This is a genomic window from Paraburkholderia franconis (assembly GCF_009362735.1).
In the GTDB taxonomy this organism is placed as follows: domain Bacteria; phylum Pseudomonadota; class Gammaproteobacteria; order Burkholderiales; family Burkholderiaceae; genus Paraburkholderia; species Paraburkholderia franconis.
Genome location: NZ_WHNP01000034.1, coordinates 1 through 13619, shown reverse-complemented (window position 1 = coordinate 13619; position 13619 = coordinate 1). Strand labels below are relative to the sequence as shown.

At 61.3% G+C, this 13619-nt stretch carries 12 protein-coding genes and 3 pseudogenes; 8 read left to right on the top strand and 7 right to left on the bottom strand.

Annotation, left to right across the window (positions count from 1 at the left end; genetic code table 11):
- Positions 1-57: 57 nt before the first annotated feature.
- The 5 genes from GCT13_RS29205 (at position 58) to GCT13_RS29185 (ending at position 4248) form a co-directional block, all read left to right on the top strand.
- Entirely contained in the window at positions 58-891 is an 834-nt protein-coding gene (locus GCT13_RS29205) for an oxidoreductase (RefSeq protein ID WP_152764005.1), read from the top strand.
- 116 nt (positions 892-1007) lie between these two features.
- Positions 1008-1913 carry a LysR family transcriptional regulator gene (locus tag GCT13_RS29200; RefSeq protein ID WP_152764003.1) on the top strand — a complete coding sequence of 302 codons (906 nt, stop codon included), beginning with the start codon at positions 1008-1010 and terminating at the stop codon, positions 1911-1913.
- A gap of 125 nt (positions 1914-2038) precedes the next feature.
- The gene (locus tag GCT13_RS29195) at positions 2039-2716 is read left to right on the top strand and encodes an HAD-IA family hydrolase (RefSeq protein WP_152764001.1); all 678 of its coding nucleotides are present in this window, start codon (positions 2039-2041) and stop codon (positions 2714-2716) included.
- A 4-nt stretch (positions 2717-2720) separates the two neighbouring features.
- The gene (locus GCT13_RS29190) at positions 2721-3854 is read left to right on the top strand and encodes a DSD1 family PLP-dependent enzyme (RefSeq protein ID WP_152763999.1); all 1134 of its coding nucleotides are present in this window, start codon (positions 2721-2723) and stop codon (positions 3852-3854) included.
- Positions 3844-4248, top strand: coding sequence for a RidA family protein (locus GCT13_RS29185; RefSeq protein WP_152763997.1), 405 nt, complete (start codon positions 3844-3846; stop codon positions 4246-4248). The genes GCT13_RS29190 and GCT13_RS29185 overlap by 11 nt, the downstream gene beginning before the upstream one ends.
- A 59-nt stretch (positions 4249-4307) precedes the next feature.
- Here GCT13_RS29185 and GCT13_RS29180 read toward each other — a convergent pair whose 3' ends face one another.
- The 5 genes and pseudogenes from GCT13_RS29180 to GCT13_RS29160 form a co-directional block, all read right to left on the bottom strand.
- On the bottom strand, positions 4308-4550 hold the full coding sequence (locus GCT13_RS29180; protein ID WP_407670878.1) for an SET domain-containing protein-lysine N-methyltransferase: 243 nt from the start codon (positions 4548-4550) through the stop codon (positions 4308-4310).
- Between the two features lie 86 nt (positions 4551-4636).
- A complete protein-coding gene (locus tag GCT13_RS29175; RefSeq protein WP_152763993.1) occupies positions 4637-4849 on the bottom strand; it encodes a hypothetical protein in 213 nt (70 codons plus the stop codon).
- Positions 4850-4992: 143 nt separating this feature from the next.
- Positions 4993-5739 (bottom strand): response regulator, encoded by a 747-nt coding sequence (locus tag GCT13_RS29170; RefSeq protein ID WP_152763991.1) that lies wholly within the window; start codon positions 5737-5739, stop codon positions 4993-4995.
- 164 nt (positions 5740-5903) lie between these two features.
- Positions 5904-6510: pseudogene (locus tag GCT13_RS29165) on the bottom strand (hypothetical protein).
- 24 nt (positions 6511-6534) lie between these two features.
- Positions 6535-7032, bottom strand: a complete 498-nt coding sequence (locus tag GCT13_RS29160) for a hypothetical protein (RefSeq protein ID WP_152763989.1) — start codon at positions 7030-7032, stop codon at positions 6535-6537.
- Positions 7033-7503: 471 nt separating this feature from the next.
- On the opposite strand from GCT13_RS29160, the gene GCT13_RS29155 reads away from it, so the two are divergent.
- From GCT13_RS29155 to GCT13_RS29145, 3 genes are all read left to right on the top strand, one after another.
- Positions 7504-9777, top strand: coding sequence for a PA14 domain-containing protein (locus GCT13_RS29155; RefSeq protein WP_321574692.1), 2274 nt, complete (start codon positions 7504-7506; stop codon positions 9775-9777).
- Positions 9778-10277: 500 nt separating this feature from the next.
- Entirely contained in the window at positions 10278-10901 is a 624-nt protein-coding gene (locus tag GCT13_RS29150) for a carbonic anhydrase (protein WP_152763987.1), read from the top strand.
- A gap of 94 nt (positions 10902-10995) precedes the next feature.
- Positions 10996-12555: a SulP family inorganic anion transporter gene (locus tag GCT13_RS29145; RefSeq protein ID WP_152763985.1), complete on the top strand. Its 1560-nt coding sequence runs from the start codon at positions 10996-10998 to the stop codon at positions 12553-12555.
- Positions 12556-12710: 155 nt separating this feature from the next.
- On the opposite strand, the pseudogene GCT13_RS29140 reads toward GCT13_RS29145, so the two are convergent.
- Positions 12711-12884: pseudogene (locus GCT13_RS29140) on the bottom strand (IS6 family transposase); the annotation flags it as partial.
- Between the two features lie 484 nt (positions 12885-13368).
- Positions 13369-13619: pseudogene (locus GCT13_RS29135) on the bottom strand (IS256 family transposase); the annotation flags it as partial.

The window sequence follows — 13619 nt, the reverse complement described above, 5'->3', positions numbered from 1 at the left end:
TTACCTCGGTCGTCAGATTAGCATGCACTCTCCAATCGACATTCGGGAGAAGATTCAATGGCATCCGGCAAAACTCTGCTCATCACCGGCGTCAGCAGCGGCTTTGGCCGCGCGCTCGCACGGGAAGCGCTGGCGGTGGGTCACAAGGTCGTCGGTACCGTAAGAAGTGCCCAGGCAAAGCGTGAATTCGAGTCCTTATCCGCGAATGCCGCTTGGGGACGTGTGCTCGACGTGACCGGGTTCGACGCGATCGACGGCGTCGTAGCGGAAATCGAAGCTGACGTGGGGCCAATCGATGTGCTGGTCAACAATGCCGGCTACGGCCACGAGGGGATCATGGAGGAATCGCCGCTGTCGGAAATGCGCCGGCAGTTCGATGTGAATGTATTTGGCGCGGTCGCGATGATGAAGGCCGTCCTGCCGTTCATGCGTGAGCGCCGCCGCGGCCACATTCTGAATATCACGTCGATGGGCGGCTACATCACAATGCCGGGAATCGCTTATTACTGCGGGAGCAAGTTTGCGTTGGAGGGCATCTCCGAGGCGCTCGGCAAAGAGGTCAAGCCCTTCGGTATTGCCGTGACGGCCGTGGCGCCGGGCTCATTTCGCACTGACTGGGCAGGTCGCTCGATGACGCGGACCCCCCGCTCGATTTCGGATTACGACGAGATTTTCGATCCCATCCGCCAGGCCCGCGAGGAAAAAAGCGGCAAGCAATTGGGAGATCCCAGGAAAGCGGCGCGCGCAATGCTGGCCGCCATTGCAGCGGATCATCCGCCCGCGCATCTGTTGCTCGGTAGCGACGCGCTCGGGCTCGTTCGAGACAAGTTGTCGGCATTGAACGTGGAAATTGGCGCGTGGGAGGCTACCACCGTTTCGACGGACGGCTGATGAACGCCGAGGCGTCTAGTGAAGCGGTGACCCGCCATTCGGCGCATAACGCGGTTAGCTTGCGGACCGTCACGTGGCGATAATGGGTACTTTGCTCCAGCCCCGACGATACCGACATGAACGATTCAAGCGACATTCGTTTCCTCCTGACGATACGAGAAGCCGGCAGCCTCCTTGCGGCAGCGAGAAAGCTTGGAATTTCGCCGCCTACGGTCACGCAGCGGCTGCAACAGATCGAAAGGAGGCTCGATACGCGCCTCATCGACCGCACCGCCCGCCGGTTGCGCTTCACCGAGGAAGGCACGCTGTTGTGCCAACGCGGCGCCGACCTCGTGCAACAGTTCGACACGCTGTTTGACGATTTGCGTGCGCGACGGGGAGGGCTCGTTGGCTCCGTAAAGATTCGCGCGCCGTTAGGGTTCGGGCGGCGCTACCTGGCTTCCGTTGTTTCCGGCTTCCAGCAGGACAATCCCGATGTCGACATCGAGCTGACGCTCACTGATCAACCCTTGAGCGAAACGGCAGAGCGCTATGACATCGTGGTTCATATCGGCGAGTTGCCGGCGTCGAATCTGATCGGCTATGCGATCGCGCCGAATGCTCGTTTCGTCTGCGCGTCCCCCGCGTTTCTGAAGTGTTTTCCGAACCCGGAAACGCCCGACGATCTGGCGCATCTGCCATGTATCGTGCTGCGCGAGAACAATGAAGATGTGTCGCTTTGGCAGTTCCGCAAGGGCCGGACGACGCGCAGCGTCAGGGTGTCGTCGAAGTTGAGCTGCAACGATGGCGACGTGATTCGTCGATGGGCATGCGAGGGCCGCGGCGTCATTCTCCGCTCGGAATGGGACGTCGCGGACGATCTCGCAAAGGGTGATCTCGTGCGCCTGCTCCCCGCATGGAAGGTCGCCGACGCCGATGTGGTCGCGCTCACTGGCAATCGCGCCGGATTGCCCGCCCGCACCCGGCAGTTCATGCGTTATATGCAGGCGCGATTCAGGCCGCAGCCGCCGTGGCGAAGCTAAACCACACCTCATCGAATATTCGGCTTTCTTTAATGATTGATTTTGTTTGATTGAATCGATAGTGCACGTTCGAGCTCTATACTGGGTGCCTTGAACGATCAGCAATCAAGGGAGTTTCCAGGCTCATGAGCAATCCATCTGCGCCGGCCGTCTACCCGAAGGCGGTCCTCTTCGATCTGCTGACCGCGCTACTCGATTCGTGGACGCTCTGGAATCGTGCCGCCGGCTCGGAACAGGCGGGCAGGGCGTGGCGCGCCGAGTACCTGCGTCTGACCTATGGATGCGGCCGATATGTCGACTACGAACAACTCGCGCGGCAGTCGGCAACAAACGCGGGCCTGCCCGAGTCCGTCGCGTATGCGCTCGAAGCGAACTGGCAGCAACTGGCGCCGTGGAGCGGGACGGTCGAGGTATTGCGGCAACTTCAACCACATTGCAAGGTCGCCATCGTCACCAACTGCTCGGTACGGCTTGGCCGTCAGGCGGCGGCAATCATTCCCGTCAAATGGGACGCCGTCGTCACCGCCGAAGAAGCCGGCACGTACAAGCCCGATCCGATGCCATATCGCCTTGCGCTCGACGCGCTTCGCGTGGCGCCGTCGGACGCAGCTTTCGTCGCAGGCTCGAGCTACGACATGTTCGGCACCGCTGCAGTGGGCTTGCGCACTTATTGGCACAACCGGATCGGTCTGTCATTGGCAGAAGGCGCGCCGAGGCCTGAAATCGAAGCGCCCACGCTTGACGCTCTTGTTCCCTGGTGCAGCCGTTTCGGCGCATCGGTGCACGACAACCTGTCTGCCTGAAATCATGAAACTCGACGAACTCGATACCCCTGCAGCCCTGGTCGATGTCACGCGGATGAACAGGAACATTGCACGCATGCAGTCGCGGATGAACGCACTCGGCGTGCGGTTCCGCCCGCATGTGAAAACGACCAAATGCCTGGAGGTGGTGCGCGCGCAACTGGCGGCGGGTGCGGACGGCATCACGGTATCCACGCTGAAAGAAGCGGAAGCGTTCTTCGCGGCTGGCGTGACCGATATTCTTTATGCGGTCAGTATCGTGCGTTCGAAACTGCCAAGAGCGATGGCGCTGAGGCAGCAAGGCTGCGACTTGAAGCTGGTGGTCGATAACGCACTCGCAGCAGCAGAAGTCGCAAAGTTTTGCGCCGCGCAGAGGGAAACGTTCGAAGTCTGGATCGAGGTCGACACGGACGGACATCGTTCAGGGATCTCACCCGAGCAGGATGGGCTGCTGGAAGTCGGGCGCATTCTGCACGAGGGCGGCATCAAGCTTGGCGGCGTGATGACGCATGCGGGGTCCAGCTACGACCTGCATACGCCTGATGCGCTATCCGCGCTTGCCGAGAGGGAGCGCTCGGGGTGCGTTCGCGCCGCGCAACGGCTGCGTGACGCGGGTCTTCCTTGTGACGCCGTGAGCATCGGTTCGACGCCCACGGCGTTGGCCGCCGGGAAACTCGATGGCGTGTCCGAGGTGCGCGCGGGCGTGTATGTCTTTTTCGATCTCGTGATGCACAACATCGGCATATGCTCGACCGACGATATCGCTTTGAGCGTGCTCGCGACAGTCATCGGTCATCAACCCGAGAAAGACTGGGTGATTCTGGACGCGGGCTGGATGGCTATGAGCCGCGATCGCGGAACATCGAAACAGACGCGAGATTTCGGATATGGTCTGCCATGTACGCTCGATGGCACGCCTTTGAGCGACTGGATATTGAGCAGCGCGAATCAGGAGCACGGCATTCTGTCGCCAGTGCATGGAACGCGGGGAAAGAGCCTGGCGTCGCGTTTTCCGATCGGAACGAAGCTGCGCATCCTGCCCAATCATGCCTGTGCGACGGGTGCGCAGTTCCCGGAGTATCACGCGCTATCTGCAGATGGCGAAACTACCGTATGGAGCCGCTTTCATGGCTGGTGACGAATCGGGCGTGCGGTTGCCGCGCATGGAAAACCCGGCGAGCCTCGCGACGCCGGGAGGCCACTATAGTCACGTGGCGATCGCAAACGGGCTGGTGTTCGTGTCCGGCCAGTTGCCAATCGACGCGCAGGGTGGAAAGCTGACGGACGCGTCTTTCGAGGTGCAAGCCAGGCAGGTGCTAACGAATCTCGCGAAGGCGCTGGAAAGTGCTGGCAGCAGCATCGCGCAACTGGTGCAGGTTCGGGTCTATCTCGCCGATATTGAGCATTGGCCGAGCTTCAATCGGATCTACGCGGACTGGGCGGGCGATGCGCGACCGGCCCGCGCGATCGTGCCGGTCGGTCCGCTTCACTTCGGCTTCAAGATCGAGATCGAAGCTACGGCGATGGTGTGAGCCGCATTGGGCAGGAGTCGGCCGAGGCTGTGCGAAAACGCGAAACTAGCGCGCCTCATTCATGGTGCCGTTGCACTGCGTCCAGGCATCGATCGACGGTACAAGAAAGTGCCGCAATGACATGCGCATTTGTGTCCGAAATCCTCGGTGATCTCACCGTCGATTACGAGGCCGTAGTCGATAGACAACTCCTCGCCAGGCTTGATGGCAGTGAGTGCATGAATGAAGACGCGGTCGCCTGTTTCGATTGTCTCGCAGTTGGGCGTACATGCATGGTTCATCGTCGAAGCACAGATCTTCATATGCGGCTGGGGCGTCGAGCCAATGCGCAAGCTGAAAGACATTGACGGATTGTTCAACGGCCGCCGCTTCGATTGCGAAGTTTGCGTTACAGGCATGCCGGCGCCAACTCCAAATCCTTACCGATTGCTACCGTGTAACCATGGACGGGTTTGCGTCCATTACACTGCGCGTTGACCCGTCGAGTAACGATCGGCGCTTCGGCCTGCACGCGGACTGGGTGCGTCTTTTCGGCGCCCAGCACTTCATAGACACCACGATGAATCTCACCGCGGAAGCGGACTTTGCCCACGATCTCCATCGCGTGCTGCCCGCGATGCCGCAACGGCACGCGTGCGCACGCTCCAATCTGACATCATCGCGCTCGCCGATTCGACGACGCTCGGCTGGCTTCAGCGGATGTTCATGAGTGTCTTGACGTTCTGACCTTTCGCGGGCTTCGAATCAGGCATTGCCGACGGGCGCGTCGTAACGGTCGGCCGCGCCCGTCTGACCGGTCGGCACAAAGATATAGCCTTTGCCCCATACCGTCTGCACATAGCGTGGCTCGGAAGGATCGACCTCGATCAGGCGGCGCAAACGCCATATCGACACATCGAGGCTGCGGTCGCGATGCGTATCCGTCGCACCGTATATCTTTTCGAGAAGTTGAGCGCGCGTGAGCACCGTCATCGCGTGCGAGACGAACACCTTTAGCGTTGCGAACTCGCTCGAGCGCAACGTGATCCGTTCGCCGTCGCAACGCAGCTCGCGAGCGGGGAAGTTCACTTCGAAGCGTCCGAAGCGATACGGTGCCCGGTTTTCGGGCGCGGCCGGGGCTGCGCTTTCGCGCCGTCGCAGCACGCTGCGGATGCGCGCGACAAGTTCGCTCGGATCGAACGGCTTGCCCAGGTAATCGTCCGCGCCGAGTTCGAGTCCGATCACGCGATCGATCACATCCGCGCGGGCGGTCAGCAGGATCACAGGAATGTCGTCACCCGCGTGGCGCAGCGCGCGCAATGCGCTGATGCCATCGAGTTCGGGCATCATGATGTCGAGCACGACGAGAGCGGGCCGCTCGCGTTGCAAAGCCTGCTGCAACGCGATGCCGTTTTCGAACACGGAGACCGTGAAGCCCCTGCCTTGCAGATAGTCGCGAACGATGTCGCGAATGACGGGGTCGTCGTCGACGACCATGATGGATGGATTCATGCACGAGATGGTAGTTGCGCGTCGGCTTGCGCGAAAGCGGGAGGTGCTTTCGAAATCGTTCGTGCGTGATGATTCGTCGTTTTTGACTGCGACGAGGTTTCCACAGCCCACGAGGCTTGCCAACGAAGACAGTTGCGAACGAGAAGAGGATCGCCGCGCAGCGATCAATTCTCGAGCGCCGAAGTCTGCATCGTCTCCGACGGCAAGTTGAGCCGGTTGACGACCATCTTGTCGATGAGTCCATTGACCTTCACCGACGTGCTCGAAAACCTGTCGACGCCCAACCCTCCCGTCTGATATCGCGCCGTCACGAGAATACGTCCGCGCTGAATCAACGTGAGATCGATCGTCGAAAGATACTGAACGGCCTCGTCGCTGAACGAGCGACGCCCGTAGTCGACAGAGGCGTTGTACACGAGCCGCGCCTCGCAGCCCGCCGGCGACGTGCCCGCGTTATATACATCGGAACGCACGCCGTGCCGGTCGAGCGAGTTGCAGAGCAGGCACGAAGTCGCCGACCGACACAGTCTGGTTCACCTCGATGCATACGGTACGAATCTCCGCGGGGCGTCCGTTGACGAAGGTCGGCGACGAGTAGTTCGACGAGTAGTTCGACGCGATCGCGTAGCCCGCCTGAATGACGGAACCCGTCGCGTCGGCGGCTGTGATCAGCGTCCATGCGCAGCCGCTCAGCAACGACAGGCACAGCGCGGCCAGCGCGATCCTCGTGACTTGCGGAATCAAAGACGCGATCACGATGCGCTCGGGCATGGCGTATCGGCGGAGTGGGAACGTTCAGCGCGCAACGCGCAGACGCAACTCGTTCTGGCCTCGCACGCTGGCCGTGACGCTCACACGGCGATTGGCGGTCTTCACGATAAAGTGCTGACGTGTCCGTGTGTTGATGTCGTGCACGGCGTTCGGAAAACATGCTGCCATGTCCGCGCCGATTTCTTCGAGCGGATCGTTGACGAAGCCGTCCGCTTCCCAATGCGCGCGCCAGTGGCAATCGTATGAGTGCGCGTTAGCACGACAACCGTCGATGGCATCGACGCCCGGTAGCTGTGCATCCGGTTCGTCGTCCAGCTTCTTGAAGTCGGCGGACGACACGATGTGCGACAGCGCAGGGCAGATGTCGACGGGTTCCTCATGGGCGGCGGGCGTCATCTGCGCGGCATGTGCAGCCGTCGCGAACAGCAGCGCAGCGGCGCTTATCGGCATGGCGTCGCGACGGGACTGCGCAACGCGGAAGAATAAACGGGAGAGCGAAGAAAGGCGGCGGTCGATTGACATGGCAGATATTTCCAGTGGCGTTGAACATGCGTCGCGGGCCACGTCGGGGAGCGTGCGGCCCACGATTCAATCGTCGCTGGAATGTGCTGCGCGCAAAACATTGAACAGCGCACGCGTTCCGAAAGTGCTTTCGAACTGTTCGGGATTCTTTCCGGATGTTGCCTTGATCGGCGATTGATGCGCCCACAGGCGGAGGCCTCACGTCGCCGGCACCTCGCCTGAAACGCGAGAGCCCTCGAGTCTCGTGGATGGCTATCCACGCTTTGCACTCCGTCCTCCCTTCATCCCACATCGCCAGGGTAACTCCCGATACAGCAATCGATGACTAATAATATTATTAATTTTTGCCGTATCGTTTCCGTTTCTTCAGAGTTGTCAGGATCGCCGTGCGCAGGTAAAGACAGAACTAAGCGCGATAAATTAATAATAATTTTCGACCTTTTATAAACACGGGGATCACAGGAGAGACAGGTGCGCAACTTCTTCGTGCTTTCGGCAAGCGCGGTGCTTCTGGCCGCGTGCGGTGGAAACAGCGATTCATCCAACCCGGCAGCGGTGGCCGACACACAGACGCCCGCCGCGAGCGCAGCATCGGCTGCCGTGCAGAGCGAATTCAGGCTGGCGGGATCCACGCCGCTCGGCATGCGAACCACTACGCCAGCCGTCGTCATCAGCGATCCAGACAAGAATCTTCCGCCGTACACACCGCCCGCGCCGCCCGCTGCGCTCTCCACTGCCACGCTCAGCTTCGGCGACTTCACGAGCTATCTGGCGCCCGGCTCCACGCAGGGCTGGGTGCCCGGCACGACGGCTTCGAGCATCACGATTCCGGCGCCCGCCACCAATGGCACGGGTGCCGGCGACAAAGCCGTCGCGCTCGGCAGCACGTATGCGACGGCATCGTACGAGGCGGACGTGACGGTCAGCAGTCCCGTCGGCACAGGCCCGGCGAACGCAGGCTTTATCGTGCGCACGACCAATCCCACGGCAGGCGGTCCCGATAGCCTGACGGGCTACTACGTCGGCCTCGACACGGGCTCGCACACATTGGTCGTAGGCCGCGAGAACAACAACTGGACGCAGTTCATCCAGTATCCGAACAGCACCATCACCGGCGGCAGCACGCACCATCTGAAGGTTACGACGAGCGGCACGGCCATCACCGTCGATCTCGACCAGCAACGCGTGATCAGCGCGAACGACGCGACCAACGCGCTGCCCGCCGCGTTCGCGAACGGAAGCTTCGGCGTGCGCCGCTTCGGTGTCGGCGCGACCTTCAGCAACATCACGATCAAGACGTATCCCGCTGTTACTTCGCCGAGCTTCGATTTCTCGAAGGTGGTCGGCATGGTCTACACGCCGTCGACGGCCGTCAACGCCATCGACTTCTGGGAGAACTATGATCCCGCCATCGTGAACCGCGAGCTGACGTATGCGCAGACCTACGGTATCAACACGATCGCCGTGTATCTGCACTATCTGGTGTGGGCCAACGACCGGGTCGCGTTCCTCAGCAAGTTCGAAAACCTGCTGGAAATCGCGTCGCGGCACGGGATCAAGGTGTCGCCGATCTTCTATGACGACTGCTGGAACCCGACGCCTGCGTACGGACCGCAGCCCGCGCCCGTCTGGGGCGTGCACAACAGTCAGTGGGTGCAGTCGCCGGGCACGCCGATCGAACAGGCATACTTCCAGCCGAGCGCATCGAACGCGGCCGTCACGTACAAGGCGAGCCTCGCAAACTACATCACCGACTTCGTCGCGCCGCACCGTAACGACTCGCGCATCATCTTCTGGGAGCCGATGAACGAGCCGGGTTGCAGCGGCAACGGCGCATTGCAGCAGACGCGCGCGGTGATGATGAACGACGCGCGCATCGCGATCCTCAATGCGGGCGCGACGCAGCCGATCAATTCGCCGCAGGTGCAGGAAGACGAAGGCACGTACTTCTCGGACTTCTATGCGTTCCATCCGTATAACAACCCGTACACGGGGCCGGTGAACGGCAGCTACGTGAACGCGCTGAATTCGGAAACACTGCAACGCGGCTTCCCTGGCACGACGGGGCAGACGATGCCGGGCATTGTGTCGAACTACGGCGGCATGACAGGCTTCATCATCTGGGAACTGATGATCGGGCGCACGAATACGCGCTTCCACTGGGGGCAGACGCCGGGCGCACCCGCGACGGTCGAACCCGCGACGCCGTTCCAGGGCACGATCTACCCGGATGGCCACCCGTGGCAAACGTCGGAAGTGCAGGCGCTGACGGGCGGATTCGATGTGAGGCTCCCCGTGCTGAACGTCGGGTACTACAACGATCCGACTTTCGCCAGTGCGCCGGTGAAAACGTCGGTGACGCCGCTGGTCGATTTCGATCTGAACACCGAGCGCGGCACTGATTCGCCGGATGCGTCGGCGGGCATCAACGTGACGAACTACGGCATTCGCTGGACGGGTGCGATCGAAGCGTCGGCGACGGGCCTCTACACGTTCACGATCGACAGCGACAACGTCGCGCGTCTATGGATCAACGGCGTGCAGGTCATCAACAAGAATACTTCGACGCGTTCGACGGCGAGCGGTATCGTGTTGCTGACCGCGAAGCAGCCGACATCGATCAAGGTCGAGTACGTGCATGGCACGGGAGCGGCGAACATGCACCTGTCGTGGTGGAACCCGCTGGTTCAGAGCCCTGCCGCAGTGCGGATTGTGCCATCGAATCCGCTAGTGGCGACGTACTGATCCTATCTCGAACGTTGTGAAGGAAAGGAGCCGGCAATGCAGTAGCGATGCCGGCTTCTCTAATAGTGCTTGCAACTGACGCAATCAGATCCGCCTCCCCGTCTGCGCCGCGTCCGACTGTCTTTATGATATTTGCGCCGTGAACGAGCCTTGGCTATTCGCTTCAGGATTTAACGCGGTTTGAGCGGCCGTCTACTGGCGCATCCGGACAGAGTATGCAAGCGCATCGACATCTCCGGACTGCAGGTTGGTATTCGAGGGAATCGTGCTTGCTGTAAGAGTGCCGCTCCACCAACGTGCAGCGGATCACGCAAATGACACATAAGTGCGGAGAGCCGCATGAATACACGCTTTCCGGGCATCGGATGCACCCAGCATCAAATGATTTTTGTCGATTTATTTCGGAACCTTCTTGTCGTAAGCTGTTCGTAATCACCATCGCGTTTGTCCGCGACGGACAGCCGACCCTGTTCAATTCTGACCCGGCAGGAGCCCGATTGATGAATCACCCCAAACGCCTGTTGCTGTCCAATCTCGCGTGGTCGCAAGAGGTGTCGACACGCGAGCCCGAGTTCTTTACGGAAATGGCGCGCGGACAACAGCCGCGCATTTTGTGGATCGGCTGTTCCGATAGCCGCGTGCCCGCCGAGCGCATCACGAATGCGCAGCCTGGCGAACTGTTCGTCCATCGCAACATCGCGAACCTCTATACGTCCGACGACGGCAATGCGTCGAGCGTGATCGAGTATGCGGTGCATGCGCTGAATGTCGAACACATCATCATCTGCGGACATCACCATTGTGGCGGCGTGCGCGCGGCTCTGTCGCCTCCATCTGATGCGCTGCCAGTTGTGAACCGCCGCATCGCCGGATTGCGCGAACTGGCTGAACGGCACCGCGAGGAGCTGCACGCGATCGCCGATTTCGACGAACGCGTTGACCGCTTCGCGGAGCTGAACGTGATCGAGCAGGTGCGGCTGTTGCGCGAATCGCCGATCGTGCGCCGCGCGCCCTGTCCGCCGCAGGTGCATGGCTGGATCTTCGGGCTGCGCAAAGGGTTGCTCATGCAACTCACCGACATGGAAGAAGCGCAGCAGATGGCCGACATGCGCGACGCAGCGTAACCGGCCTCGAAACAAACTCCTTTTCACGTTCTGACCATCGAGCCGCCGGCGCCCATCGCCGGGCGGCGTGGCTCAACTCGACCTCGCGAATACCATGCACACACCTTCTGTCTCCCGTCTATCGACTTTGCGTAGCGACGTTTTTGCCGGCATCGTCGTCTTTCTGGTCGCCTTGCCGCTCTGTCTGGGCATTGCCGCGGCGTCCGGCGCCACGCCGTTTGCCGGCGTCGTATCGGGCATCATCGGCGGACTGGTCGTCGCGCTCCTGAGCGGCTCACATCTGAGCGTGAGCGGTCCCGCGGCGGGCCTTGTGGTGATCGTCGTCTCGGCGATCGCTTCGCTCGGCAGTTTCTCCGCGTTTCTCGCCGCCGTGCTGATTGCGGGCGCGCTGCAGATCGGCTTCGGCCTGCTGCGCGCGGGGCGGCTCGCGAGCTTCGTGCCCGTCGCCGTCATCAAAGGCATGCTTGCGTCGATCGGCATCATGCTGATCGTCAAGCAGATTCCGCTGGGCGCGGGGCTCATCACGGGCGCGGATGCGAACGCCGCGCACGCCGCCACGCTGGCGACGCCGTTCGGCCAGGTGTCGCCGGTCTCGATTGTGCTCGCCGTCCTGTCGGTCGCGACGCTGTTTGCATGGGAGACGCCGCGCGCGAAACGTCTTGCGATCACGCGCATGCTGCCGGGCCCGCTGGCTGTCGTCGCGCTCGGAATCGGCGTGACGCTTGCGCTCAATCTGCTTGCGCCCGCGCTTGCGTTGCCTGCTGAGCATCGTGTGTCGCTGATGTCGCTGGATTCGCTCGACGCATTGGTGGGCGTGATCTCGATGCCCGACCTTACGCAACTCGTCGATGCCGACGTGTGGCGCGTCGCGTTGACGCTCGCCGTCGTTGCGAGTCTGGAAACCCTGCTGAGTCTCGAAGCCGTCGAACAGATCGACCCGAGGCGCCGCCGCGCGTCGCCGGATCGCGAGCTGAAGGCGCAGGGCGTGGGCAATATGGTCGCGGCCGCGCTGGGCGGTTTGCCGCTCACGGCCGTGATCGTGCGCAGTTCGGCGAATGTGCATGCGGGCGCGCAGACGCGCATGTCGGCCGTGATTCACGGCGTGTTGCTGCTCGCGAGCGTGTTCGCGCTGACAGCCGTGCTGAACCTGATCCCGCTCGCGTGTCTCGCGGCGATCCTGATTCACACCGGTTACAAGCTCGCGAAGCCGGCGCTGTTCGCGGCAATGGCGCGAGAAGGTATCGACCGTTTTGTGCCGTTCGCGGCGACGATCGCAGGCGTACTCGCGACTGACCTGCTGATCGGCATTGGCATCGGCATCGCAACGAGCGCGATGCTCGCGATGCGCGCGAACCTGTCGCGCACCTTCACGCTTACGCGTCACGACGACCATTTTCTGCTGTGCCTGCGCAAGGACGCGACGTTCCTGTCGAAGCCGATGCTCACGCACTGTCTCGCGCAGATTCCGGATCGCTCGACCGTGCTGATCGACGCCGAGCGCGCGGATTTCATCGACCGCGATATTCGCGAGACGCTCGATGCGTTCGTGAGCGAGGCGCCGCGACGGGAGATTACGGTCGAGCGGCTGCGCTGGCCGGAGACATCGGCGCAGGAAGGGAGGGCGTTGCTGCCGAGTTTGCGCGTGATGGGCTAGGGCGCGAACAGCGCGAGGTGAACGGCGAGGGCGTCAAAATCCTTGCCGGCGCTCGCCCGATCAGGGGATGGAGACTGTGCCAGAGCGGGGGCCCTGCAAATATGGCAGGAGCGAGTGTCAACAGTGCCTCGATGGGCTCTGGTGCAATCTCGCTTGACCCAACGCACGATCGTCGTGTGGGCCACCGACAGACCGCGCTCGCCCATTATTTCGGCGAGGTCTAGAAAGCTGAGCTTGTAACGCAGGTACCAACGCACACAAAGAACGATAACGTAGCGATCAAAGTGGCGGCCGTTGAACAATCCGTGAATGTCTTTCAGCTTACTCATTGGCTCGTGCTCGTGAACAAACTGGAGCTGTGCGACATGAGGTCGCTTGAAGAATTGCTCTGCCTGTAGAACATCGCAGTGACAGAGTCCGCTGTTCCGTCAGCGGTAGCCTACTGACCCGTGCGAGAGTGGTAACGCTCTGGTTCGAAGCGGTCAGGACAATGTAGCACAGTGCTGCGAGTACCGACGTGGCGTGGGCACTAGGCTTGATGGCATGGTCAACGGAAGTGAACTGCTATAAACGTCGTTATTTGTGAGCAGCCAAAGGTACTGACAGGCTGTAGCCAAAAGGCACCGTAGCTGGCTATTCCCCTAGTTCTTGGGAATACACGGACAACAGAGCTACCGGCGGAGAGGCAGGACCTAACCCATCGTGTTTTTCAAGCGGAACATGGTAAGCCCGTATCGCTGCCCATTGGGCAGGTCAACCGCGAGGAGAGCTAGTGTCAAGAGTGGTGTATGAACAATTTGACGGCGATCGATTTCAAGCGGCGAGTTTCTGCTGAACCGGCCGATCGTCTTGCACCGGTTCGCCGTCCTTGAAGGCAACGCCCTCGAGCAACAGCTTGATCTTTTCTGGGCCGTTGATACGACGCCAGGTTTTCTCGGCTTCCTCGATCAGCTTGAATGCCAGTCCGAGGAAGGTTGGTCGCGATACGCAGTTACGCGTGCGCGTCGTACGGTGGCGCACCGTCGCGAACGTCGATTCAATCGCGTTCGTCGTGCGCAGATGCT

What these genes read in the sequence shown, in the direction of transcription:
- GCT13_RS29195 (WP_152764001.1), top strand. Translation starts at nt 2,039, where the DNA reads ATGAGCAATCCATCTGCGCCGGCCGTCTACCCGAAGGCGGTCCTCTTC.
- GCT13_RS29180 (WP_407670878.1), bottom strand. Translation starts at nt 4,550, where the DNA reads ATGAAGATCTGTGCTTCGACGATGAACCATGCATGTACGCCCAACTGC.
- GCT13_RS29200 (WP_152764003.1), top strand. Translation starts at nt 1,008, where the DNA reads ATGAACGATTCAAGCGACATTCGTTTCCTCCTGACGATACGAGAAGCC.
- GCT13_RS29190 (WP_152763999.1), top strand. Translation starts at nt 2,721, where the DNA reads ATGAAACTCGACGAACTCGATACCCCTGCAGCCCTGGTCGATGTCACG.
- GCT13_RS29185 (WP_152763997.1), top strand. Translation starts at nt 3,844, where the DNA reads ATGGCTGGTGACGAATCGGGCGTGCGGTTGCCGCGCATGGAAAACCCG.
- GCT13_RS29175 (WP_152763993.1), bottom strand. Translation starts at nt 4,849, where the DNA reads ATGGAGATCGTGGGCAAAGTCCGCTTCCGCGGTGAGATTCATCGTGGT.
- GCT13_RS29145 (WP_152763985.1), top strand. Translation starts at nt 10,996, where the DNA reads ATGCACACACCTTCTGTCTCCCGTCTATCGACTTTGCGTAGCGACGTT.
- GCT13_RS29170 (WP_152763991.1), bottom strand. Translation starts at nt 5,739, where the DNA reads ATGAATCCATCCATCATGGTCGTCGACGACGACCCCGTCATTCGCGAC.
- GCT13_RS29205 (WP_152764005.1), top strand. Translation starts at nt 58, where the DNA reads ATGGCATCCGGCAAAACTCTGCTCATCACCGGCGTCAGCAGCGGCTTT.
- GCT13_RS29150 (WP_152763987.1), top strand. Translation starts at nt 10,278, where the DNA reads ATGAATCACCCCAAACGCCTGTTGCTGTCCAATCTCGCGTGGTCGCAA.
- GCT13_RS29160 (WP_152763989.1), bottom strand. Translation starts at nt 7,032, where the DNA reads ATGTCAATCGACCGCCGCCTTTCTTCGCTCTCCCGTTTATTCTTCCGC.